Origin of the sequence: Rhodoferax sp. (assembly GCF_028689305.1) — a bacterium.
Lineage (GTDB): Bacteria > Pseudomonadota > Gammaproteobacteria > Burkholderiales > Burkholderiaceae_C > Rhodoferax.
The window spans coordinates 1-22,937 of sequence record NZ_JAQTWM010000008.1 but is presented as its reverse complement, the minus strand read 5'-3'; the positions used below and the strand labels follow the sequence as shown (position 1 = coordinate 22,937).

General features: G+C 61.4%; 24 protein-coding genes, 2 pseudogenes and 1 riboswitch. Of the genes and pseudogenes, 18 read left to right on the top strand and 8 right to left on the bottom strand.

What is annotated here, in order from left to right; all coding sequences use genetic code 11:
- Positions 1 to 14: 14 nt before the first annotated feature.
- Positions 15 to 1,025, top strand: a complete 1,011-nt coding sequence (locus PHW99_RS03055; protein ID WP_300173684.1) for an inorganic phosphate transporter — start codon at positions 15 to 17, stop codon at positions 1,023 to 1,025.
- A 24-nt stretch (positions 1,026 to 1,049) separates the two neighbouring features.
- On the opposite strand, the gene PHW99_RS03050 is transcribed toward PHW99_RS03055, so the two are convergent.
- Positions 1,050 to 1,571: a GNAT family N-acetyltransferase gene (locus PHW99_RS03050; RefSeq protein ID WP_300173683.1), complete on the bottom strand. Its 522-nt coding sequence runs from the start codon at positions 1,569 to 1,571 to the stop codon at positions 1,050 to 1,052.
- 131 nt (positions 1,572 to 1,702) lie between these two features.
- Here PHW99_RS03050 and rpsP point away from each other — a divergent pair, with 131 nt between their 5' ends.
- The 7 genes from rpsP to hisC all read left to right on the top strand — a co-directional run bounded on the left by rpsP (position 1,703) and on the right by hisC (position 6,712).
- Positions 1,703 to 1,954 (top strand): 30S ribosomal protein S16, encoded by a 252-nt coding sequence (rpsP, locus tag PHW99_RS03045; protein WP_300173682.1) that lies wholly within the window; start codon positions 1,703 to 1,705, stop codon positions 1,952 to 1,954.
- Between the two features lie 3 nt (positions 1,955 to 1,957).
- A complete protein-coding gene (rimM, locus tag PHW99_RS03040) occupies positions 1,958 to 2,527 on the top strand; it encodes a ribosome maturation factor RimM (protein ID WP_300173681.1) in 570 nt (189 codons plus the stop codon).
- Between the two features lie 10 nt (positions 2,528 to 2,537).
- Positions 2,538 to 3,281 carry a tRNA (guanosine(37)-N1)-methyltransferase TrmD gene (gene trmD / locus PHW99_RS03035; protein ID WP_300173679.1) on the top strand — a complete coding sequence of 248 codons (744 nt, stop codon included), beginning with the start codon at positions 2,538 to 2,540 and terminating at the stop codon, positions 3,279 to 3,281.
- A gap of 99 nt (positions 3,282 to 3,380) precedes the next feature.
- A complete protein-coding gene (gene rplS / locus PHW99_RS03030; protein WP_300173677.1) occupies positions 3,381 to 3,758 on the top strand; it encodes a 50S ribosomal protein L19 in 378 nt (125 codons plus the stop codon).
- Positions 3,759 to 3,881: 123 nt separating this feature from the next.
- The gene (locus tag PHW99_RS03025; RefSeq protein WP_300173675.1) at positions 3,882 to 4,562 is read left to right on the top strand and encodes a CoA pyrophosphatase; all 681 of its coding nucleotides are present in this window, start codon (positions 3,882 to 3,884) and stop codon (positions 4,560 to 4,562) included.
- Positions 4,563 to 4,587: 25 nt separating this feature from the next.
- Entirely contained in the window at positions 4,588 to 5,559 is a 972-nt protein-coding gene (locus PHW99_RS03020; protein WP_300173673.1) for a cobalamin biosynthesis protein, read from the top strand.
- A gap of 70 nt (positions 5,560 to 5,629) precedes the next feature.
- A complete protein-coding gene (gene hisC, locus PHW99_RS03015) occupies positions 5,630 to 6,712 on the top strand; it encodes a histidinol-phosphate transaminase (protein ID WP_300173671.1) in 1,083 nt (360 codons plus the stop codon).
- 18 nt (positions 6,713 to 6,730) lie between these two features.
- On the opposite strand, the gene rsgA is transcribed toward hisC, so the two are convergent.
- The 3 genes from rsgA to PHW99_RS03000 are packed head-to-tail and all read right to left on the bottom strand — an operon-like array spanning position 6,731 to position 9,288.
- Complete coding sequence (gene rsgA, locus PHW99_RS03010; protein WP_300173669.1) at positions 6,731 to 7,651, bottom strand: ribosome small subunit-dependent GTPase A; 921 nt, start codon at positions 7,649 to 7,651, stop codon at positions 6,731 to 6,733.
- The gene (locus tag PHW99_RS03005; protein WP_300173668.1) at positions 7,651 to 7,986 is read right to left on the bottom strand and encodes a 4a-hydroxytetrahydrobiopterin dehydratase; all 336 of its coding nucleotides are present in this window, start codon (positions 7,984 to 7,986) and stop codon (positions 7,651 to 7,653) included. Before PHW99_RS03005 ends, rsgA begins: the two co-directional genes overlap by 1 nt.
- Positions 7,987 to 7,995: 9 nt before the next feature.
- Positions 7,996 to 9,288: a M48 family metallopeptidase gene (locus tag PHW99_RS03000; RefSeq protein ID WP_300173774.1), complete on the bottom strand. Its 1,293-nt coding sequence runs from the start codon at positions 9,286 to 9,288 to the stop codon at positions 7,996 to 7,998.
- 37 nt (positions 9,289 to 9,325) lie between these two features.
- Between PHW99_RS03000 and orn the strand changes: the two genes are divergently transcribed.
- Entirely contained in the window at positions 9,326 to 9,928 is a 603-nt protein-coding gene (orn, locus tag PHW99_RS02995) for an oligoribonuclease (RefSeq protein ID WP_300173665.1), read from the top strand.
- A gap of 260 nt (positions 9,929 to 10,188) precedes the next feature.
- The gene (locus PHW99_RS02990; RefSeq protein WP_300173663.1) at positions 10,189 to 12,039 is read left to right on the top strand and encodes a DEAD/DEAH box helicase; all 1,851 of its coding nucleotides are present in this window, start codon (positions 10,189 to 10,191) and stop codon (positions 12,037 to 12,039) included.
- 26 nt (positions 12,040 to 12,065) lie between these two features.
- Here the strand turns inward: PHW99_RS02990 and PHW99_RS02985 are convergent, their stop codons facing one another.
- Both PHW99_RS02985 and radC read right to left on the bottom strand, forming a co-directional pair.
- Positions 12,066 to 12,719 carry a Smr/MutS family protein gene (locus tag PHW99_RS02985; protein ID WP_300173661.1) on the bottom strand — a complete coding sequence of 218 codons (654 nt, stop codon included), beginning with the start codon at positions 12,717 to 12,719 and terminating at the stop codon, positions 12,066 to 12,068.
- Complete coding sequence (gene radC / locus PHW99_RS02980) at positions 12,716 to 13,417, bottom strand: DNA repair protein RadC (RefSeq protein ID WP_300173659.1); 702 nt, start codon at positions 13,415 to 13,417, stop codon at positions 12,716 to 12,718. Before radC ends, PHW99_RS02985 begins: the two co-directional genes overlap by 4 nt.
- A 117-nt stretch (positions 13,418 to 13,534) precedes the next feature.
- Here radC and PHW99_RS02975 point away from each other — a divergent pair, with 117 nt between their 5' ends.
- From PHW99_RS02975 to PHW99_RS02940, 8 genes and pseudogenes are all read left to right on the top strand, one after another.
- A complete protein-coding gene (locus PHW99_RS02975) occupies positions 13,535 to 13,999 on the top strand; it encodes an FKBP-type peptidyl-prolyl cis-trans isomerase (RefSeq protein WP_300173657.1) in 465 nt (154 codons plus the stop codon).
- Complete coding sequence (ispH, locus tag PHW99_RS02970) at positions 13,996 to 15,027, top strand: 4-hydroxy-3-methylbut-2-enyl diphosphate reductase (protein ID WP_300173655.1); 1,032 nt, start codon at positions 13,996 to 13,998, stop codon at positions 15,025 to 15,027. Before PHW99_RS02975 ends, ispH begins: the two co-directional genes overlap by 4 nt.
- Positions 15,028 to 15,099: 72 nt before the next feature.
- Entirely contained in the window at positions 15,100 to 16,422 is a 1,323-nt protein-coding gene (serS, locus tag PHW99_RS02965) for a serine--tRNA ligase (RefSeq protein ID WP_300173653.1), read from the top strand.
- 43 nt (positions 16,423 to 16,465) lie between these two features.
- Positions 16,466 to 17,704: a twin-arginine translocation pathway signal gene (locus PHW99_RS02960; protein ID WP_300173651.1), complete on the top strand. Its 1,239-nt coding sequence runs from the start codon at positions 16,466 to 16,468 to the stop codon at positions 17,702 to 17,704.
- A 22-nt stretch (positions 17,705 to 17,726) separates the two neighbouring features.
- A riboswitch (TPP riboswitch) is annotated at positions 17,727 to 17,824 on the top strand.
- Positions 17,825 to 17,891: 67 nt separating this feature from the next.
- The gene (locus PHW99_RS02955; RefSeq protein ID WP_300173649.1) at positions 17,892 to 18,908 is read left to right on the top strand and encodes a thiamine ABC transporter substrate-binding protein; all 1,017 of its coding nucleotides are present in this window, start codon (positions 17,892 to 17,894) and stop codon (positions 18,906 to 18,908) included.
- A gap of 41 nt (positions 18,909 to 18,949) precedes the next feature.
- Positions 18,950 to 20,587, top strand: a complete 1,638-nt coding sequence (locus tag PHW99_RS02950; protein ID WP_300173647.1) for an iron ABC transporter permease — start codon at positions 18,950 to 18,952, stop codon at positions 20,585 to 20,587.
- On the top strand, positions 20,580 to 21,224 hold the full coding sequence (locus PHW99_RS02945) for an ABC transporter ATP-binding protein (RefSeq protein WP_300173645.1): 645 nt from the start codon (positions 20,580 to 20,582) through the stop codon (positions 21,222 to 21,224). The genes PHW99_RS02950 and PHW99_RS02945 overlap by 8 nt, the downstream gene beginning before the upstream one ends.
- 579 nt (positions 21,225 to 21,803) lie before the next feature.
- Positions 21,804 to 21,974, top strand: a pseudogene (locus PHW99_RS02940) (transposase); the annotation flags it as partial.
- A gap of 222 nt (positions 21,975 to 22,196) precedes the next feature.
- Here PHW99_RS02940 and PHW99_RS02935 read toward each other — a convergent pair.
- Positions 22,197 to 22,478 carry a hypothetical protein gene (locus PHW99_RS02935; protein WP_300173643.1) on the bottom strand — a complete coding sequence of 94 codons (282 nt, stop codon included), beginning with the start codon at positions 22,476 to 22,478 and terminating at the stop codon, positions 22,197 to 22,199.
- A 338-nt stretch (positions 22,479 to 22,816) separates the two neighbouring features.
- Positions 22,817 to 22,937 (bottom strand): annotated as a pseudogene (locus PHW99_RS02930) (transcriptional regulator); the annotation flags it as partial.

The window sequence follows — 22,937 nt, the reverse complement described above, 5'->3', positions numbered from 1 at the left end:
GGGATCATCACATTATGGAAACGGTTCAAGCGGCATTGTGGGTGGTGGCGGTTTTGGTGTTGCTGGCGATCCTTTTTGACTTCATGAATGGATTTCACGACGCAGCCAATTCGATTGCGACCGTGGTTTCCACTGGCGTTCTCAAACCCGGGCAGGCGGTGATCTTTGCCGCGTTTTTCAACGTGATTGCGATCTTTGTCTTTCACCTGAGTGTGGCGGCTACGGTTGGCAAAGGCATTGTGTTGCCCGGAGTGGTCGACACCCACGTGGTGTTTGGCGCGCTGGTGGGGGCGATTGTCTGGAATTTCGTCACCTGGTACTACGGTATCCCCAGCAGCTCATCACATGCCCTGATCGGAGGGATTGCCGGGGCAGCAGTGGCCAAGGCCGGAACGGCTTCCCTGATTTCCTCGGGGATTCTGAAGACCATTGTTTTTATCTTTGTTTCCCCCTTGCTGGGATTCTTGTTGGGTTCCGCCATGTTGGTGTTGGTGGCCTGGATTTGCCGGGACGTCAGACCCCTGAAGGTTGACAAGTGGTTCAGGCGCTTGCAACTGCTCTCGGCAGGAGCATATAGCCTGGGGCACGGTGGCAATGATGCGCAAAAGACCATCGGCATCATCTGGATGTTGCTGATAGCGACGGGTTACACCGCCTCTTCTGATACATCGCCGCCCACCTGGGTGATTCTGGTCTGTTATTCAGCCATTGGCCTGGGGACGATGTTTGGTGGCTGGCGCATTGTGAAAACAATGGGTCAGAAGATCACCAAACTCAAGCCGGTGGGTGGTTTTTGTGCCGAAACCGGCGGCGCGTTGACCTTGTTTTTGGCAACGGCCATTGGTATTCCGGTGTCGACCACCCACACCATCACTGGAGCCATTGTGGGGGTTGGTTCGGTGCAGCGTGCCAGCGCGGTGCGTTGGGGGGTTGCGGGCAACATCATCTGGGCCTGGATTTTGACCATCCCGGCCAGTGCTTTTGTGGCTGCCTTGGCTTATTGGGTCAGTGTCCATGTGATGTAGCCGTCATCGGTCCGGGCGCGGCATTCAGCACGGTGCGCAGGAGTCGCCCTGACCCAGGGCTTTTTCCATCATCACCACATCCAGCCAACGGTCAAATTTCCAGCCGCAGGACTTCAGTATGCCAACGTGCTCAAAGCCAGCGGCCCGATGTACACCGATGGAGCCGGTATTGCCAGAATCTCCGATCACGGCAATGAGTTTTCTGATGCCTACTCGTTCGGCCTGGGTACTCAATTCGCCCAACAGGGCGCGCCCCAGGCCCGTGCCCATGGCTTGGGATGCGATGTAAATCGAGTCCTCGGCGGAGTAGCGGTAGGCTGGTCGGGGCTTGAACCAGTTGCAATAAGCAAATCCGAGCACGGTGTCGCCATCAGCGGCGACCAGATAAGGCAATCCGCGGTTCAAAACGTCGTCACGGCGCTGGGTCATGTCTGCTTCGGTGGGCGGCTCCACTTCAAAAGTGCCGGTGCCATGCAGGACATGGTGGGCGTAAATGCGGGTAATTTGGGGAATGTCCTTGGTTTGGCTTGGTCGAATGATGGGCATGGTGCTGGTATGGATATAATGATAGGTTGTCTGGCGTGTCGCTGGCCGGGTGGTCAAGTCGCGTGTCTCAAACGTCAGGCTAAGTGCTCAATTTTCGTGGAATTAAAACGCCACTTCCCAAAGGATAAATCATGGTCGTCATTCGACTCGCCCGTGGCGGTGCAAAAGCTCGCCCGTTCTTTAATATTGTTGTGGCAGACAAACGCACCCGTCGTGACGGGCGCTTCATTGAACGCATCGGCTTCTACAACCCGATCGCCACTGCCAACGAAGAAAGCATCCGTATTGCACAAGATCGCCTGACCTACTGGAAGAGCGTTGGTGCACAGGCATCCCCCACAGTGGAGCGCCTGATCAGCCAAGCTGCCAAAAAAGCAGCCTGATTGGTGACCATGCTGCCCGGCCTGGAGGCTGCCGAACTGCCGGCAGATGCCATCGAAGTCGGGCGGGTCTCAGATGCCTGGGGCATCAAGGGGTGGTTCAAGGTCCACTCCTACAGCGCCAATCCCGAGGCGCTTTTTTCTTCCAAACACTGGTTTTTGCTGCCTGCCGAAAAAGGTGCTAAAACTTTTCAGGGTGTTGGAAGATTAAACATCAAAGAAGTCAAAATCCATTCCGATGCTGTCGTGGCGTGTGCCCATGACGTGGATGATCGCACGGCGGCCGACGCCTTGCGCGGTGCACGCATTTTTATTGCCAAATCGAGTTTCCCCGCGCCGGAACAAAACGAGTACTACTGGGTCGATTTGATCGGGCTCGAAGTGGTCAACCGTGAAGGGCTTTTGCTGGGGCAAGTGAACGACCTGCTGGCCACCGGCCCGCAGACGGTTCTGGTGATTGATTTCCAGCAAGATGGCAAAACGCAACAACGCATGATTCCCTTTGTTTCCATGTACGTCGATGATGTTGATTTGACGGCGCGGCGGATTCTGGTGGACTGGCAACCGGACTATTGAGCGGCGCATCATGCAATTTGATGTTGTGACGCTGTTTCCAGAGTTGTTCGCTCCGTTTTTGAGCACGGGGATCACCCGACGGGCTTTTGAATCCGGTCGGGTCAAGGTCCGCTTGAGTAACCCGCGTGACTTTGCCGAAGGCAATTACCGGCGCGTGGATGACCGCCCGTTTGGTGGTGGTCCGGGTATGGTCATGATGGCCGAGCCCCTGTCCCGGTGCTTGTCTGACATCCGCTCACAACGCACAGATGCAGCGCCGGTGGTGCTGTTCTCGCCAGCGGGTCAGCCGTTGACGCATGCCATGGTGACCCGCTGGGCTGCCAGTCAGGGGGCGGTGCTGGTTTGTGGTCGCTATGAGGGCATTGATCAGCGTTTTATTGATGCCCACGTCACGGAGCAGATTAGCCTGGGCGATTTTGTGCTATCGGGCGGTGAGATTGCAGCGATGGCACTGCTGGATGCCGTGGCACGGTTGCAGCCCGGCGTGCTCCATGATGCCGATAGCCATGTACAGGACAGTTTCAACCCGGCGCTGGATGGCTTGCTGGATTGTCCGCATTACACCCGGCCGGAAGTCTGGCAAGACAGGGAAGTGCCTGAGGTGTTGTTGTCGGGTCATCACATTCGCATTGAACGCTGGCGGCGTGACCAGCGTCTGGCGATCACAGCCCACCTGAGGCCTGACCTGATAGAGCAGGCTCGCGGCGCCGGCCGGTTGGATGCCAGAGACGAAACCTTCCTGACCGCGCTATAATGGCAGGCTAACCGATCCTCTGTGGGGCCGCCTTGGTGTAAATGCTGGGGCATGTATCAATCCTGATGCTGGCGCTTGCAAGATCATTTGAGGTCTTTTATGAATCTGATCCAAACTCTTGAGCAAGAAGAAATTGCTCGTCTGAACAAGACAATCCCAGACTTTGGCCCTGGCGACACCGTGGTGGTGAACGTGAACGTGGTTGAAGGTACCCGCAAGCGTCTGCAGGCTTACGAAGGCGTTGTGATCGCCAAGCGTAACCGTGGTCTGAACAGCGGTTTTACCGTTCGCAAGATCTCCAGCGGTGAAGGTGTCGAGCGTACCTTCCAGACCTACAGCCCGCTGATCGCCAGCATTGAGGTCAAGCGCCGTGGTGATGTGCGTCGTGCCAAGCTGTACTACCTGCGTGACCGCAGCGGCAAGTCGGCTCGTATCAAGGAAAAACTGCCGGCCCGCAAGGTTGCTGTGGCTGCTTAAGCGAGCAGGCTTTTCGAGAAAACCGCCTTCTGGTGACAGTGGCGGTTTTTTTTCGTCCCATCCTTTGGTGTGCGCTTGCCGGTGAAGCCGGGCTTGGGCGACACTGTAGCCATGATCCAGGTGATGACCCCAAACAAGCCGCCGTCCATTGATCCGCGCCAGGTGCCTGTGGTGCAGGTGGATGGGCATTTGCCTGCGGTCGCCGCGTCGGCGCTGGCGCCGCAGGCCTTGCGTGCACGTTTTGCTTCGCCACCGGTCTGGCAGCCGGAACTGGTGGCGGAGAGAAAATTTCTGGACCGGCCACCTACACACGCGGCGGTGCTGGTCCCGATCGTCATGCGTGATGCACCTACCGTGCTGCTGACCGAGCGCCCCTCCCACATGTCGACCCATGCCGGACAGATCGCTTTCCCCGGGGGCAAGGTCGATGACACCGATGCCAACGCGGTGGCAGCGGCGCAGCGCGAGGCGTTTGAAGAGGTGGGGTTGGTGCCGGAGTTGGTCGAGGTTCTGGGACAACTGCCCATCTACACCACCGGGTCGGCTTTTCTGGTGACCCCCGTGGTAGCGCTGGTTCAGCCTGGTTTTGTGCTGCAGCCCAACGCGCAGGAAGTGTCCGATGTGTTTGAGGTGCCGTTGCAGTTCCTCATGGATCCGGTCAACCACCGGCACCATCAGTTGATCTGGCAGGGCGTGCAGCGGCATTGGCTGTCCATGCCGTATCAGGATGGTGCCCAAGAGCGCTTTATCTGGGGTGCCACCGCCGGCATGTTGCGCAACTTTTATCGTTTCCTGATGGCATGAGCAAAGCAGCCGCTATGATCATTGCATGAGCTTCATTTCGGTGCTTTTTGCCCTGTTGCTGGAACAGGCCAGACCGCTGGTCCGTGGCAACCTGATCCATGCCGCCATGCGTGCGTGGGTGCGCTGGTGTACCCGCAGCCTGGATGCCGGCCAACCGGTGCACGGCTGGCTGGCCTGGGGCGTGGCGGTGGGGGGCCCCGCCGCGGTTGCCCTGATCATTTACTGGCTGCTGAACTACTTTGTGGGCTGGCCGCTGGCCGTGGCCTGGAGTGCGCTGGTGCTGTATACCTCGCTGGGGTTTCGGCAGTTCAGCTTTCATTTCACCCAGATTCGTGATGCGCTGGCTGACGGCGACGATGCGCTGGCCCTGCGCCTGTTGGCTGACTGGCAACAGCTTGAAACCAGGGACATGCCGCGCAGCGAGATGATTGGCAAGGTTATTGAGTTTTCTGTGCTGGCGGCCCATCGCCATGTGTTTGGTGTGTTGGCCTGGTTCTCGGTGCTGGCGGCTTTTGGGCTGGGGCCTACCGGTGCGGTGGTGTACCGGCTTGGTGAATTTGTCGCGCGTTATTGGCGTCATCAAAGTGAGGCGCACCACCAGCCGGTCAGTGCTGCCTTGCAGAAAGATGCCTTGCAAGCCTGGGCCTGGATGGACTGGCTACCGGCCAGGGTCACCGCCATTGGTTTTGCGGTGGTTGGTAATTTTGAAGAAGCCATTGACGACTGGCGGCGTTACGCCCAGCGGGGTTCGGCGAACGCCGATGGTGTGGTGCTGGCCGCCACAGCTGGCGCTGTGAACATCCACCTGCGTGGCCTGGACGGGCGCATGAGCACGCAGCCGGCGTCATCGGTGCTGCCGCTGGAGGAGGATGTCTGCGCAGAGCGGCCGCAGCCGGAGCTGTCGCATCTGGCGACCGTGGTCGGACTGGTGTGGCGCACCGTGGTCATGTGGGTGGTGTTGCTGGCACTGCTGACATTGGCCCGCTTGCTCGGCTGAATTTTGAGGAAATTGACCTCTAGCCCGCTTGAAATAAGCCTTTATAGCTATTGAATTTATAGTATTTGTGATGACCTCGAATTTTTACAGTCCTGTCGTGGGGCGCCTGACGCCATATGTGCCAGGGGAGCAGCCCAAGATCAGCAATCTGGTCAAACTCAACACCAACGAAAACCCCTACCCACCGTCCCCGCGCGTGATCGCGGCCATCACCCAGGCCGCGCAGCAGGGATTGCAGTTGTACCCGGACCCGGAGTCGACGGCCTTGCGCCAGGCCATTGCGGCACAGCATGGGCTGGCCGAGCAACATGTTTTTCTGGGCAATGGTTCCGACGAAGTGCTGGCGCATGCTTTTTTTGCCTTTTTCCAGCAGGGCTGCCCCTTGCTGCTGCCCGACATCAGTTACAGCTTCTACAAGGTGTACTGCGGCCTGTATGGCATTGAGGCGCAACTGGTGCCCCTGGCGGACGACTTGCGGCTGCAGGTGGCCGATTACGCCCGCGCCGACGGTCAGCGAGTGGCCGGCGTGGTGATTGCCAACCCGAACGCCCCCACCGGCATCGGTCTGCCGCTGGCGGACATTGAGCAACTGCTGCAGCTGCACCCGCACCGAGTTGTGCTGGTGGATGAAGCCTATGTGGATTTTGGCGGCCAGAGCGCGTTGACGCTGATCGCCCGTTACCCGAACTTGCTGGTGGTGCACACCCTGTCCAAATCACGTTCGCTGGCTGGCCTGCGGATTGGCTATGCCTGTGGCCAGGCCCACCTGATTGATGCGCTGGAGCGGGTGAAAAACAGTTTCAACTCCTATCCGCTGGATCGCCTGGCGATTGCCGGCGGGGTGGCGGCCTTCGAAGACCAGGCCTATTTTGCCCAGACCTGCCAGGCCGTGATGAACAGCCGCGAAGGCCTGATCCTGGCGCTTGAAGACCTGGGTTTTGCCGTGTTACCTTCCCAGGCCAATTTTGTCTTCGCCCGTCATCCGGCCCATGATGCCGCTGGTTTGGCCACTGATCTGCGTGCCCGTGGTGTCCTGGTGCGCCATTTCAAGCAGGCGCGTATTGACCAGTACTTGCGCATCAGTGTCGGGACTCCGGCGCAGTGTGACCAGCTGATCCAGGCCTTGGCCGACGTGCTGCAGCTGCGCGGCTGAGGTCGCGCCCGGGGTGCGTCAATAACGCCGGACCTGTTTCAGTTCGGCGTATAAGTCACTATAAATCTTGTAGCGATTGGGGCTGATGCCATCCGGGTTGGCGTCCGATTGGATGGCTGCCATCACGCCACAACCGGGTTCGTGCAAATGGCTGCAGTTGTAGAACTTGCACTGCGCCACATGTGGCTTGAGGTCGGGCATGTAGGCCGCCAGTTGCGCCGGGTCGATGTGGTTCAGGCCAAACTCCTGAAACCCGGGCGAATCCAGCAGGGCAGTACGCTTGGCGGCATCCATCCAGTACCAGGTGGTGCTGGTGGTGGTGTGTTTACCCGAGTTGAGCGCCTGCGACAGCTGGCCGGTCTGGGCCAGCGCGCCCGGAATCAGGCAATTGATCAGGGTACTTTTGCCGGCCCCTGAGGGGCCCAGCACCAGCGTGGTTTTGCCAGACAACCGCTGTCGTAGCGTTTGCCGGTCAGCCTCGTTGTGATTGGCCAGGCACAGTGGCAACACGTCGTAACCCATCTGCCGGTAGGGTGCAAGCCACGCCCAGGCGCGGGCAAAAGGCTCGGCCAGATCACGCTTGTTGAGCGCAATGATCGGGGTGATGTGCTGCGCTTCGGCCGCGATCAGCGCACGTGACAGTTGGCTGCTGGAAAACTCGGGCTCGGCGGCCAGCAGAATCAACACCTGGTCCAGGTTGGCGGCAAACGACTTGGTGCGCACCTCATCCTGGCGGTAAAACAGGTTGCGTCGTGGCTCAATTTTTTCGATGGTGCCTTCGTCCTGCGAGGCTTGCCACAGCACCCGGTCACCCACTACCCCCTGGCTTTTCTTACCGCGCGAGTGGCAGATGCGCCGCTCGCCAGTGGCGTCTTCCACCAAAAAATGGCGGCCATAGTTGGCCACGATCAGGCCGGGTTGCGGTGTTGGCTTGGTCATCAGGCGGACGCCGGCCCGGCCAGCAGGGCGTCCACCTGTTTGGCGCAGGCAAAGTCGGCCAGCGAGATGCCACTCACATCATCGCTGCGCCAGCGCACCAGGCACTGGTGCTGCTGCACGATCAGCTCCGGGTGATGGTCCTGCGCATGGGCGATAAACGCCAGCGCGTTCACAAATGCCATGGTGCGGTCGTAGTTGGCAAAGGTGAAGGTCTTTTCAATTGCCACCGTGGTGCCATCACCAGACAGCCGCCAGCCTTCCAGTTTTGCCAGATTTGCTACAACTTCAGTAGCTCTCAATGCACGTTTTGTCTGGGCTAGAGGCATATTTTCCATAAATTTTTTTCAGGCGTTCCGGGTGGCCGGCTGCATCCGGGCCAGTCGTTCCGAGGCACCGGGGTGGGAGTAATAAAACGCCACGTACAAGGGATCGGGTGTCAGGGTCGAGGCATTGTCTTCGTACAGCTTGAGCAGCGCCGAGGACAGGTCCTGCCCGCTGGTCTGCGCCACGGCGTAGGCGTCGGCCTCAAACTCATGTTTGCGTGAGAACTGGGCAAAGATCGGCGCAATAAAAAAGCTCCCTACCGGCATGGCCAGCAAAAACAGCAGCAGCGCCAGCGCATCATTGGCGCCGGTCACATTGGGTTGCACGCCCAGGCCGGTGTAAAACCAGACCTGGTCCGCCAGCCAGCCCAACAGCGCAAAACCGGCCAGACTCATGGCAAACATCACCACGATGCGCTTGACGATGTGCCGGTGTCGGAAGTGGCCCAACTCGTGCGCCAGCACGGCATCCACCTCTGCCGGGCTCAGCCTGGACAGCAGCGTGTCGTAAAACACCACCCGTTTGGCGGCACCAAAGCCGGTGAAATAGGCGTTGGCATGGGCACTGCGCTTGCTGCCATCCATCACAAACAGCCCCTTGGCCGAGAAGCCGCAGCGCTGCATCAGGGCGGTGACGCGTGTTTTCAGCGTGGCATCTTCCAGGGGGGTGAACTTGTTGAACATCGGGGCAATCAGCGTCGGGTAAATCACCAGCAACAGCAGGTTGAAGCCCATCCAGAACAACCAGGCCCACAGCCACCACAGGCCACCGCTGGCGCCCATCAACCACAGGACCAGCGCGGCTATCGGCAGGCCGATCAGCGCCCCCATCAGGCTGGACTTGAGCAAGTCGGTCAGCCAGAGCTGCAGTGTCATCTTGTTGAAGCCAAAACGCTGCTCCAGCACAAAGGTCTGGTACAGCGACAGCGGCAGATCCAAAAGGCCGCTGATCAGCACAAAGCCGGCCAACAGCGCCAGTTGTTGCGTCATGCCCGCGCCCAGCCAGGCCACCAACCCGTGGTTCAGCGCCGACAGGCCGCCCAGCAGCGTCCAGCCCAGCAGCACGGCGGCCCCCAAGGCCAGCTCCAGCAGGCCAAGGCGGGCCTTGGCCAGGGTGTAATCAGCAGCCTTCTGGTGCGCTGCCAGTGTGATGGTGGTGGCAAAGGCGGCAGGAACCTGCCCGCGGTGACGCGCCACATGCCGGATCTGCCGGGAGGCGAGCCAGAATTTCAGCAGCAGGCTCAGCAGCAGTGCCACGGCAAAGCCGGTCGTCAGCAGCAGGGACGGGTCGGAGAACAGGTTGGTATCACGCATGGCGGCGAAGTTTAGGTGATCGGCGACAATTTGCCGCATGCCTGCATCCAACACCCCCACCACCAGCCCCGTTGTCCAAGCTGTTTTGCCCAAGTCCGACCAGAATCTGGTCTGGCTGGACTGCGAGATGACCGGCTTGAACCCCGAGACAGACCGCATCATTGAAATTGCCGTCATCGTGACCGGCCCGCAGCTGGAGAGCCGCATTGAAGGCCCGGTGCTGGTGCTGCACCAGAGTGACGCGCTGCTCAACGGCATGGACAAGTGGAACAAAAGTACCCATGGCAAGAGCGGTCTGATTGACAAGGTCAAGGCCTCGACCCTGACCGAAGACGAGGCACAGGCGCAGATCCTGGCGTTCCTGGGTCACTACGTGCCCAAGGGCACCACACCCATGTGTGGCAACAGCATCGGGCAGGATCGGCGCTTCCTGGCGCGTTATATGCCCAAGCTGGAAGCGTTTTTCCATTACCGCAACCTGGACGTGAGCACCCTCAAGGAGCTCTCCAAACGCTGGGCACCCGAGGTCTACAAAAGCTTCAAGAAAAAGCAGTGGCACACCGCGCTGGCTGATGTGCACGAGTCGATTGACGAACTGGAACACTACCGCGCGCACTTCATCAAATACCCGGCTGCCTGAAGGAAATTAGGTAGAAACCCGAACTTGTGCCATAATCCTTGGCTGCGCTGTTAACAGCGGCGCTAATTTGCACATCTCCCAACATTCACCGGGTTCAATGTCATGCTGCTTGCAGCCTGATCCGAAAAGAACCCCTGGCGCTGAAAAACACTCACACCCGTGAGTCAGAGCTGGTTCCGTTTGATGGTTGATGTTTTTTAACCATGAACGGAGCCCACCGCACCACGTGCGGCGCTCGTGTATTCGTATTGAAAGAAATCATGACTGACGCTATTTTGGCGACAGGCGATTTGTCGTCTGCCGAAACCATTTCCAATGACCTGCACCTGATCGCCGATGACGCGGTGATCACCCCCGAGGCTGTCGTGGCCGAACCTGAGGTGCCCAACGGTTTTATCACGCTGGGCCTGGCCCCTGAGCTGATCCGTGCGGTGAAAGACCTGGGATTCACCCAGCCGACCATCGTGCAGCAAAAAACCATTCCGCTGGCTATGCAGGGCCACACTGATGGCGGCAAGGCATCCCGTTTCACGGACCTGATGGTTTCCAGCCAGACCGGCAGCGGCAAGACCGCCGCGTTCTTGTTGCCGGTATTGCACACCCTGCTGACGCAGCAGGCCGAGGCGGAAGCCCAGGCGCGGGCCGACTATGAGCGCGCCGTGGCCGAAGCGGCTGCCAAGGGTGAGGCCCCCCCGAAGCGTGCCAAACGCAAGGACCCAACCAACCCACGCCACTTTACCGCGCCCAGTCCCGGTGCGCTGATTGTTTGCCCGACCCGTGAACTGGCCCAGCAAGTGGCGCACGACGCGATCGATCTGGTGCAGCACTGCCGCGGCCTGCGTGTCGCCAACATCGTCGGTGGCATGCCCTACCAGCTGCAGATTGCCAAGTTGCAAAATGCCAATCTGGTGGTGGCCACACCGGGCCGCCTGCTGGACCTGCAGCGTTCGATGCAGATCAAGCTTGACCAAGTGCAGTTCCTGGTGGTGGACGAAGCCGACCGTATGCTCGACCTGGGCTTCTCGGACGACCTGGCTGAAATCAACCAGCTCACCATCGACCGCAAGCAGACCATGATGTTCAGCGCCACCTTTGCGCCGCGCATCCAGCAACTCGCTGCCCGCGTCATGCGTGAACCCCAGCGCGTCACCATCGACAGCCCGCAGGAAAAACACGCCAACATCAAGCAGGTGCTGTTCTGGGCCGACAACGCCCAGCACAAGCGCAAGCTGCTCGACCACTGGCTGCGTGACACCACCATCAATCAGGCCATTGTGTTTGCCAGCACCCAGATCGAGTGTGATGGCCTGGCCAATGACCTGCAGCAAGACGGCTTTGATGCCGTGGCCTTGCACGGTGCCTTGAGCCAGGGCCTGCGCAACCGCCGCCTGATGGCGCTGCGCCAGGGCCATGTGCAGATTCTGGTGGCCACCGATGTGGCCGCTCGCGGCATTGACGTGCCCACCATTACCCACGTGTTCAACTTTGGCCTGCCGATGAAGGCCGAGGACTACACCCACCGCATTGGCCGTACCGGCCGCGCTGGGCGTGATGGTCTGGCCGTGACCTTTGCCGAATTCCGCGATCGCCGCAAGATTTTTGACATCGAAGCCTACAGCCGTCAGCCGATCAAGCCCGAAGTGATTCCGGGTCTGGAGCCGCAGCAGCGTCTGCCAGAGTCCCGTCCGAACGGCGGTTTTGGTGGCCGTGGTGGTTCTGACTTCCATTCGCGTGACCGCAAATTTGGCGCTGGCCGCCCGGCGGGTGGCGGTTTTGGTGGCAATCGTGGTGGTTTCGGCGACAGCCGCCCGAGCTTTGGTGATCGCAAGCCCAGCGGTCCGCGCGTGGTTGGCGGTGTCGCCCAGCGCGACGAACAGCGTCCTGCCGCGCCGCGTGAAGGTTTCAGTTACGAGCGCAAGGGTGGTTTCAATGACCGTTTTGCCGGTGACCGCAATGGCGGCGCAGCACCACGTGGTGATTTCGCGCCGCGAGGCGACTTTGCGGCCCGCAAACCCGCTTTTGGCAAGCCGGCTTTTGGCAAACCCGCAGGCGGTGGCAAGGTGTTTGTGCCGCGCGACGCACAAAAGCGCTTTTCCAAGAACGAGCGCTGATGTCTGACCCGCGCTGGGGCTGACGTTTACCCCGCGCGGGCCGACGTCAGCAACACCACCAGCGCGCCGGCGCCACCGTCGGCCGGTTTGGCCTGCACAAAGGCCAATACCTCGTTTTTCTGCACCAGCCAGCTGTGCACCCGGCTTTTCAGGACGGGCGCCTTGCCCGGTGATCCCAGCCCTTTGCCGTGGATGACCCTGACGCAGCGGATACCCTGTTTGTACGCTTCCCGGATGAAAAGACCCAGGGCCTCACGCGCGTCGTCACGGCGCAGACCGTGCAGGTCCAGTTGGCGCTGGATGGTCCAGTCACCGCGGCGCAGCTTGCGCGTCACGTCCGGGCCAATGCCAGGACGGCGAAAACTCAGGTGTTCGTCGGTGTCGAGCAGGGTGGAGACATCAAATTCGTCACTGATCGCCTCTTTCAGCACGGCTTGTTCATCTTTCTGGTACTGCATCGCCTGCGGCAGCCTGGGTTCAGGTTGGTGCAGCACCCGGCGTTTGTCGGGCAGCGGCTGCACGGCGCCGGCGGCGCGCCGGAACAAGTCCTTGTCGCTGGCTGCCTGTTTGGCGGCCTTGGCCTGCGCGCTGGCCTGGCTGGCGCGCAGCTGGGCCTGTTCGGTCAAAGCGCGTTTGACCAATTTGAGGTCGGTCAGCGCCCGGACTTTGACCACGGTCACAACAGCCCCCGTTCTGCCATCGACAAGGCCTCACCCGGTGCCACGATGACATGGTCCAGCACCCGCACGTCGATCAGCGCCAGCGTGGTTTTCAGGGTCTGTGTCAACATTTCATCCGCCCGCGAGGGCTGCACCGTACCACTGGGGTGGTTGTGCGCCAGCACCACGGCAGCAGCCTGGTGGTGCAAGGCACGCAGTACCACTTCACGCGGGTAGACACTGGTTTGTGTCAGCGTGCCGCGAAACAGCTCCTCCATCGCCAGCAAACGGTTCTGGGCGTCCAGAAACAACACGGCAAACACCTCATGGCTGCGCGCGCCCAGTTGCAGTTGCAGATAGGTCTTGACGGCGTCAGGCGAATCGAACACGGTGCGTTCCTGCAGCCGTTGGCGCAACGCACGGCGTGCCAGTTCCAGCACCGCCACCAGCTCGGCGCGTTTGGCCGGGCCCAGGCCCTTGATCCGGCGCAGGTCGTCTGCCGTGGCGTGGAGCAGTCCGGCAATGCCATCAAAACCGGCGGTCCCGTCCTGTTGCGGTTTGAGCTGCAGCAGTTCGTGTGCCAGCTGCAGCACCCCCTTGCCCTTGATGCCAGTACGCAGCAACAGCGCCAACAGCTCTACGTCGCTGAGGGCGCCAGGGCCGCGTGCCAGCAGTTTTTCACGCGGGCGGGCATCGGGGGGCAGGTCTTTGAGGGGCATGGCAGCACACACGTGTCAGGCTTTTACAATCCATGCAGTTTATGCGCCACCAGACCAGGTTTGTGCCCCTGGGGTTTTGGGGCGGCACCATTCCCTTTTTTTCAGCGACACCACGCCATGACCACCACCCCTGCCACTGTTCAACCAGGCTCTTTTCTCACCCTGCATTACCGCCTGAGTGGTCCGGCCGGTGACGTGATCAACACCTTCAACGGCACACCTTCCACACTGACGCTGGGCACCGGCCAGCTGTCACCGGCGCTGGAGGCCTGTTTGCTCGGGCTGGCCGAGGGCACGCAAACCAGGTTTGAACTACCCGCTGGTGCCGCTTTTGGTGAACGCAGTGCGGCCATGCAACAGTGGATGGCGCGTCAAGAACTCACCGACCTGGGCAACGAGGGGGAGCAGTATGCTGTGGGCGAGGTGCTGCAGTTCCCCACCCCCGACGGCAGCGGCCAGTTCGCCGGTGTCATTGTGGACTTCCGCTCGGGTGAGCAGGGCGAGGCGGTGCTGCTGGACTTCAACCACCCGCTGGCTGGCCAGCCGGTGACGTTTGAAGTGCAGGTGATCGGTGTTTTATGAACAGCCAGGCTTCGATCACTGACGGCCTGAGCGCTCCCTCGGGGGGCAGCGCCGCCCATACAGCGGCCAGCGTGGGGGTGATTTTGCTGGCGCAGCCGCGTGGCTTTTGCGCCGGTGTGGACCGGGCCATTGAAATCGTCGAAAAAGCCCTGGCCAAGTTTGGTGCGCCGATTTATGTGCGCCACGAAATCGTGCACAACACCTATGTGGTGAACGACCTCAAGGCCAAGGGCGCCATTTTCATTGAAGCGCTGGATGACGTGCCCGCCGGGGCAACCCTGGTGTTTTCGGCCCATGGCGTCAGCCGCGCGGTGCAGCAGGAGGCCGCGGCCCGAGGTTTTCGCATCTTTGACGCCACCTGCCCGCTGGTCACCAAGGTGCATGTGGAAGTGGCCAAACTGGCCAAAGAGGGTTATGAGTTCATCATGATCGGCCACAAGGGCCACCCTGAGGTAGAGGGCACCATGGGCCAGCTTGATGGCGGCATTCACCTGGTCGAAAGCGTGGCTGACGTGGCGCGGGTGACGCCCAGCCAGAGTGAGCGGCTGGCGGTGGTGACGCAGACCACGCTGAGTGTGGATGACGCCGCCGACATCGCCGCAGCCATCAAGGTCCGCTTTCCGTTGGTACGCGAGCCCAAGCAACAGGACATCTGTTATGCCACCCAGAACCGCCAGGACGCAGTCAAGCTGCTGAGCACCCAGGTGGATGTGGTGATCGTGGTCGGCAGCCCGACCAGTTCCAACAGCAACCGCCTGGCCGAACTGGCGCAGAAACTTGGCACCCCCGGCTACATGGTGGACAGTGCCGACGACCTGCAGCCGCACTGGCTGGCCAACGCCACCCGTGTCGGCCTGACAGCCGGTGCCTCGGCACCCGAAGTCCTGGTGATGCAGGTGGTCGAGCGCCTCAAGGCGCTTGGGGCCGTGTCGGTGCAGACGCTGGCTGGCACGCCCGAGACGGTCAAGTTCCCGCTGCCAAAGGGGCTGCGGCTGGCTTCGGCCGAAGCTGCGGATGACTTTGTTTAGCTATTATTTTAGTAGCTGCTTGCACAATAAAATCGTGGGCTAGAGCCCAATTTTTCATAAAGAAACCTGATCATGCTAGACCTGACCCTGCTGCGCAAAGACCTGGCCCATGTGGTGGCCCGCCTGGAAACCCGCAAGAACCCGCAAGCCTTTCTGAACGTGGAAGCCTTCACCGCGCTGGAGTCCGAGCGCAAAACCATCCAGATGCGCACCGAGGCGCTGCAGGCGCAGCGCAACGCCTCCAGCAAACAAATTGGCCAGCTCAAAGCCAAAGGCCCGGCTGGTGCGGCTGAGGTCGAGGCGGCGATGGCACAGGTGGCCAGCATCAAAGACGAGCTCGACAGCTCCGCCAAGCGGCTCGACCAGATCCAGACTGAGCTGCAGACCCTGCTGCTGGCCGTGCCCAACTTGCCGCATGAAAGTGTGCCGGTGGGGGCAGACGAGCATGGCAACGTGGTGGTGCGCAGCTGGGGGACACCGCGCAGCTTTGACTTTGCCATCAAGGACCACGTGGACGTGGGCACCCCGCTGGGGCTGGATTTTGAGATGGGGGTCAAGCTCACCGGGGCCCGCTTCACCGTGATGAAAGGGCAGGTGGCGCGCCTGCACCGTGCCCTGGCGCAGTTCATGCTGGACGTGCAGACCCAGGAACACGGCTACACCGAGTGTTACACGCCCTACATCGTCAACGGCGAGACCCTGCGTGGCACCGGCCAGTTGCCCAAGTTTGAGGGTGATTTGTTTGCCGCCAAAAAAGGCGGGCAAGAGGGTGAAGAGCAGCCTGACCACACCGCGCTGTACCTGATTCCCACCGCGGAAGTGCCCTTGACCAACTTTGTGCGTGACGTGGTGTTGGCGGAATCCGAACTGCCGGTCAAACTCACCGGCCACACCCCGTGTTTCCGCTCGGAAGCCGGCAGCGCCGGGCGCGACACCCGGGGCCTGATTCGCCAGCACCAGTTTGACAAGGTCGAGATGGTGCAGATCGTCCACCCCGAGAAAAGTTACGAGGCGCTGGAAGTCATGACCGGCCATGCCGAAGCCATCCTGCAAAAACTCGGCCTGCCTTACCGGGTGATGAGCCTGTGCACCGGTGACATGGGCTTTGGCGCCAGCAAAACCTATGACCTGGAAGTCTGGCTGCCCGCGCAAAACACCTACCGCGAGATCAGCTCGGTGAGCAACTGCGAAGCCTTCCAGGCGCGCCGGCTGCAAGCCCGCTTCAAGAACGCCCAAGGCAAAAACGAGCTGGTGCATACCCTCAACGGCTCCGGACTGGCGGTCGGCCGCACGCTGGTGGCGGTGCTGGAAAACTACCAGAACGACGATGGCTCGGTGACGGTGCCCGCCGTGCTGCAGCCCTATCTGGGTGGTCAGCAGCTGCTCAAGGGCTGAAACGTCCGGCTGTTTCTGGTCCCCGGATGTTTCGGAGTTTTATATGAAAAATCGCCTTCTAGCCCGCGTATTGATTACGCTGATTGCTCCTTTATTGATAGTATTTTCGGGCTGCGCCTATGGTCCCAGGGTGCAGGAGTCGGCGCAGCCGGTGCTGCTGGTGCATGGTGACGATGCCTCGGCCAGTTACTGGCAGGACCTGGTTTGGCGCTTTGAGTCCAACGGCTGGCCACGCGAGCGTCTGGTGGCTCTGCAGCTGGCCCACCCGCGGGCGCCGGACGATGCGGCCAAGGCGCAACCCGGCCGCAGCACGGATACCGAACAGCTCGCTTTTCTGCAGGCGCAGGTGGCGCAGGTGCTGGCTCGGACCGGTGCCAAGCAGGTGGTATTGATCGGCCAGGGGCGTGGTGCCTATGCCATTCGCAACTACATTCTCAACGGTGGGGGGGACCAGACGGTCAGCCACGCCGTGTTGTCCTGGCCCGAGGGGCCGTGGGCTGGAGCCAAAAGCCCGTTGACCGTGAAAGACTACGAAACGGCCGCGCTCAAGGGGGTCAAAAGCCTGGTGATTGCGCAGTCCGAGCAACGTGATGGCGCGTTCTCGCCGGCCTCATTTGCTGCCAGCTACCGCTTCATCACCGGTCAGGAGCCCCGCTCCCAGACGATCTGGCCGCAGGTGGCGCTGGTGCTGGACGGGCAGGTGACCGGCATGGGGGTGCAGTCCGGCGACCGTGCCAGTGAAGCCACCCACTACTTCAACAACCTGCCTGTGCCCAAGGCCCGGGTCGAGGTGTTTGCCGTGCAGGCCGACACCGGCCTGCGCCTTGGCCCGGCGGTGTACGAGAAGGCGGTAGGGGCGGATGGCCGTTGGGGGCCGTTTCGGGCGCAACAAGGGCAAGCCTATGAATTTGTCGTGCGGGCGCCGGGTTATGCCGTGACCCACATCTACCGCAGCCCGTTTCCACGCGGCAGTCAGCTGGTGCACCTGAAGGCTGACCGGATCGCCGATGCGGATTTGCGGGCCTTCTCGATCATCCAGCTGGAGCGCCCGCGTGGTTACTTGGACCCGACGGTCAGCCATGTGAGCTTTGACGGCCAGTCACCGCCCCCAGGTGTGGCCCAAACCGGTGGTGGCCGCGTCACCAGCAGCAAAATCACGCTGGGCAAGGCGCCGAGTCGGGCCATTGCCGCAGAAATCCACACCGATGCTGTGGAGCGGGTGACCGGCCGCACCTGGTCGGCCAAGGACAACCACGTGGTGCGGCTCGAATTGAGCCAATAAACGGCAGCGACCACTACAATTGCCGCTTCACCGGGGGTGTCCGTGGCAACACGGGCTGAGAAATACCCCACTCACCTGATCTGGATCATGCCAGCGTAGGGAGCGTGACGGTTCGGGACCGCAGCCGCTTGCCGGTTGGGCCTTTCACCCCGCGCTTGGCACGCGCTGGCGCACTGAAAGGCATGCCATGAACCGTCGTTTTTTTGTCCTGGCCGCCACCGCGCTGGCCACTTGTGCTGTTTCTCCGCTGGCGCACGCCGCCGATGAGCTGCGGGTGATGGTGCACAGCTCGTTCTCCCTGCCCAAACCGCTGCTGGCGCAGTTTGAAACCCAGGCTGGCGTCAAGTTGGCCATCATCAAGGGCGGCAATGCCGGCGAGATGCTCAACAAGCTCATCCTGACCAAGGCGCAGCCGCTGGCCGATGTGGTGTTCGGCATCGACAACACACTGGCCGCCAAAGCGCAGGCCGCTGGGGTGCTGGAACCTGGCTTGCCACCCGCCAAGGCCGATGCCGATCTGGGCGCCGCGGTGGCAGCGGTGGACTATGGCTTTGTCACCCTGAATTACGACAAGGCGGCAATAGCCAAAAGCGGCCTGGCCTTGCCCAAAACGCTGCAGGAGCTGACGCTGCCGGCCTACAAAGCCACCCTGGTGGTACCCAACCCGGCCACGTCAAGCCCTGGGTACGCCTTTTTGCTGGCGACCATTGCCGGTCTGGGTGAAGAGGAAGCCTTTGCCTGGTGGGCACAGATGCGTGCCAATGGCCTGAAGGTGGCCAAGGGCTGGAGTGAGGCCTACTACACCGAATTCACCCGGGGTGGTGGCACCCATCCGCTGGTGGTGAGTTACGCCACCAGCCCGGCCGCCGAGGTGTTTTATGCCAAGGAAAAACTCACCGAATCGCCCACGGCCAGTTTGAACCTCAAGGGCGGCGTGTTCCGCCAGGTCGAGGGGGTGGCTTTGCTCAAGGGCGGCAGTCAGCGTGAGGCGGCCCTGAAGTTGGTCGATTTCCTGCGTTCGGCGCCGGTTCAGGAAGCGCTGCAGACCAGCATGTGGATGTACCCGGTGCAGGCACAGACTCCGCGTGCGTCAGTGTTGCGCCATGCGGCCGAGCCCGCCAGTTTTGACAGCCTGCCGCTGCAGATGGTGGCTGACAAGGGGGCGCAGTGGGTGGCCCGCTGGACACAGGTGGTGCTGAAATAACGCCGACCCCAGCGGTGCTGGCCGACACCCCCTGACTGACCGTGAGTGAGCGCCTGCCCACATCGTCACGCTCCTGGGCCGGCTTGGGGCTGGCCTGGCTGCCGGCGGCGGCGCTGGGCCTGCTGTTGCTGGCGCCCCTGGCCAGGCTGGTGCTGGAGGGTGTGACTGGCGGGCAGAACGCTGCGGTGTCATGGTCCTTACCCTGGCAGGACGACTACTTGCGCTGGCGTCTGGGCTGGTCGCTGGCGCAGGCCGCCATCACCTGCGTGCTGGCGCTGCTGTTGGGCCTGCCGCTGGCCTGGGTGCTGGCGCGTTTTGAGTTTGCCGGGCGCACGCTGGTGCTGCGCTTGCTGATGTTGCCGTTTGTGGTGCCGACGCTGGTGGCCGCCCTGGGCGTATTGGCGCTGTGGGGGCCGCGTGGTGTGCTCAGTGGCTGGTTGGGGCTGGACCTGCAGGGCAGCCCCTGGCTGCTGTTGTATGGCAATCTGTTTTTCAATTTGTGCCTGGTGGTACGCGCCGGTGTGGACGCGCTGGGGCAAGTCAATGCCCGCCAGCTGGCGGCGGCGCGTTCACTCGGGGCCACGCCCTGGCGGGCGTTCTGGCGTGTCGAGTGGCCCACGATGGCGCCGTGGTTGATGTCAAGTTTGTGCCTGGTGTTTCTGTACTGCTTTGCCGGCTTTGGGCTGGCGCTGGTGCTGGGTGGCCAGCGTTATGCCACGGTGGAGGTGGAGATCTACACGCTGGTGGCTTATGAGCTGCAGCTGGCGCAGGCCAGTGTGCTGGCGTTGTGGATGCTCGCACTGACCGGTGCGGTGGCGCTGGCCTATGCCGCGCTGGAACAGCGGCTGGCGGCGCCCCTGCGCCGGGCGCCAGTGGCGCGCCAGCAGCCGCGTGGCTGGCTGCAATGGCTGGGTGTTTGGGCAGCTCTGTTGCTGCTGTTTTCGGTTTGTGGCCTGCCCATCGCGGCCATCCTCTGGCGCGGCCTGTTTGCCGGGTGGGACACCTGGGGGCAGGTGTTTGATGAAGAAACGCGCGGTGCCTTGTGGAACACCCTGCGTTTTTCCGGCCTGGCGCTGCTGCTGGCCACTTTGCTCGGGTTGCTGCACGCCATGGCGGCACGCGCGTCGACGCTTTGGCGTGCTGCCGCCTTTTTACCGTTCGTGGTGTCGCCAGTCACGGTGGCGTTTGGCTTGCTGTTGCTGTATCCGTCACTGAGCGCCAGCTTGCCGCTGTTGCTGGCGGCTTATGCGGTGCTGGCCTACCCGTTTGTGGCCAAGTCGCTGTCGGCTGGGCTTGACAGTTTGCCTGTGCATCTGGGGCAGGCCGCGCGCACGCTCGGGGCCAGCCCGTGGCGTTGTTTCTGGCGGGTGACCCTGCCACTGCTGCTGCCGGCGCTGCGGCGCGGCATGGCGTTTGCGGCGGCCACCGCGTTGGGTGAATTTGCCGTGACGCTGTTTTTGTCGCGCCCCGAATGGGCCACACTCACCACACTGATCTACCAGCGCCTGGGGCGCCCCGGCGCCGCCAATCTGGACGCCGCCTTTTTGTTGGCTTGCCTGCTGATGGCTTTGGCGCTAGCGGCGTTTCTGCTGATCGAATGGCCTTTGCCCGGGCACCCTCAGCCGCCGCCAGAGGGGGCCCCTGTCCGCTCTGCCACCTCGTCACCACACCATGCTTGAACTACGTCACATTGCCCAACACTATGCCGGCCGACCGTTGTTGCAGGAGGTGAATCTGCAGGTGCACGCCGGCGAAATTGTGGCGCTGCTTGGCCCTTCAGGCAGCGGCAAAAGCACCCTGCTCAATATCGTGGCGGGGCTGCAGGCCCCCGTTGCCGGCACCGTCTGGTTCGACGGGCAGGACATCACCGGTTTGCCGCCCGAACGCCGTGGCTTTGCCTTGATGTTCCAGGACTTTGCGCTGTTTCCGCACCTGAACGTGCAGGACAACGTGGCGTTTGGCCTGGTCGAACAGCGCTTGCCCAGGCGTCAGGCGCGGCTGCAGGCCTTGCAGATGCTGGGTGTGTTTGGCTTGACCGAGCTGGCGCAGCGCCAAGTCTGGAGCCTGTCCGGCGGGGAGCAGCAACGTGTGGCGCTGGCGCGGGCGCTGATCACCCGGCCACGGGCGTTGCTGCTGGATGAGCCGTTTTCCGCACTGGATGCCGACTTGCGTGTGGCCTTGCGTGACGAATTCCGCAGCCGCATCCAGGCCGCAGGCATGACCACTTTGCTGGTGACACACGACGCCTCGGAGGCTCGGGCCATGGCAGACCGGGCCGTCCAGCTGGTGGCAGGGCGCCTGCAGGCACTTTGGTGAAGGCCGGCCCGGGGATACCTCAAGGTGTTGTGGGGCGCCCAAGAGGTGCGGGCTGCGGCAAGTTGGCCGTGATCTTCTTCACGGAAACCCGCCTTTTCTGACCGCCCATGGCAGCCGGGCTGATGACAACCCGTAATATGCCGTTGACACCAACAGGCGCCTGGCGGCCTGGCTGGTGGTGAAAAGTATCGGGAAGGGGACTGACGTATGAAGCAATTTGTATTGATTGCGCTGATTCTGTGTGGCTTCTATCTGGCCGGCCTGACCTGGCTCGCGCTGGTGGCCTGAAAAAAAGCCTTATGCTACATTTTGTATAGCATAAGGCCTTTGTTCATGGCGGGCCAATAGAACAAGCAGCACCAACTTGCTCAGGTACTGAGGGTTCGAATATTGGTAGCGGTGGGGATACTGCATCTTCGACGCCAACGGAACACCCCTAACCACCACCGACTGCTGGAACCCATCGGCTACATTCCCCCTGCCGAAGCTGAAGAAAATTACTATCGGCAATTAGCCAGTCAGGCTGCGCTACAGGCCTGACTTAACCCAACGGGCCTCCACGATACCCGGGGCGATTCAGAAGCCTTCTTTGACACCCCGCTGTACCGCGAATTTGCGCGCTTGGAGGAATTGGGCCGGGTACCTGATGAAAGCACCATCCTGCGATTCCGACATCGCCTGGAGAAGAACAAACTGGCCGATGCCATACTCGAAGAAGTCAACGAACTCCTGAGCCAGCGAGGCTTCCTCTGCATCAGGAATGGGGACAGTCAGGTCAGCAATGACATGCGAGGCGTTTTTGGAATGCATGAGGCGGTCTGATAGCTCAAGCAAGAGCCTCCCAACATCTCTCTCGATCTCTCGCAATTCTTTTTGTTGCGCAACCTTCAACGATTCATCAAAGTGGCCTTGGGCTTGGGTGAAACGGCAGGGGTGCCCAAGATAATCTTTTACAACATTGTCTGTCATGGCTCAGGCCCTCCCAGTGGCGTTTACGGGGCTGGCCGGTGCCATGCCTTCGCTGGCTTGCTTGAGCAGCGTCAGCGCCCGATTGGTGCGGGCGGTAGCGGCCCACACGTTGGCGGCTGCATTGCCCGGCTGGCGCATGAAGTACAGGGCCATGGTCAAGGCGTTTTCAATGGCTTGCTGGCGCTGGATGCCGTCAGCGGCTGGGGTGGTTGGCTTGGGGGTGCGTGCAGACAGTTGCACACGGTTGCCAGCGTGGGCACGCGGCAGGTGAATGACCTTGGTCATGGTTTCTTGCTCCTTTGCGAGACTTCAAAACCCAACACTTACGTTCTTACGCGCAAATGGTGGACGGGATGTTAAGAACATGCGCAAAGACATGCGCCAGGCGTTACCGCTCTGGCCATCCCGTCCAAAAACCTGAATGCCCCAGGCGGGACGTTATGCATGTTCAGACGTGACAAAACCTCACTATCGGGGAGGTTGCACCGCTTACTGTGTGGTGTTACTAGCACCAGGCCTTTCGGCTTGGGGGGATTATGGCATGGGGGTTTGTGAGGATGTCAAGGGGTTTTATGCCATCGGTTCACAAAGTTCAGGCCGGATGTCATTACCCGGTGAGACGATTACGCAGCCACGGGTTCCCTGCACACTTCCAAGTGAAGGCCTGCACCACGCACCACGGCAAGGAATGTTTTGATGGTCGGGTTACCCGTTGGGCTCAAGGCGCGGTAAAGGCTCTCACGG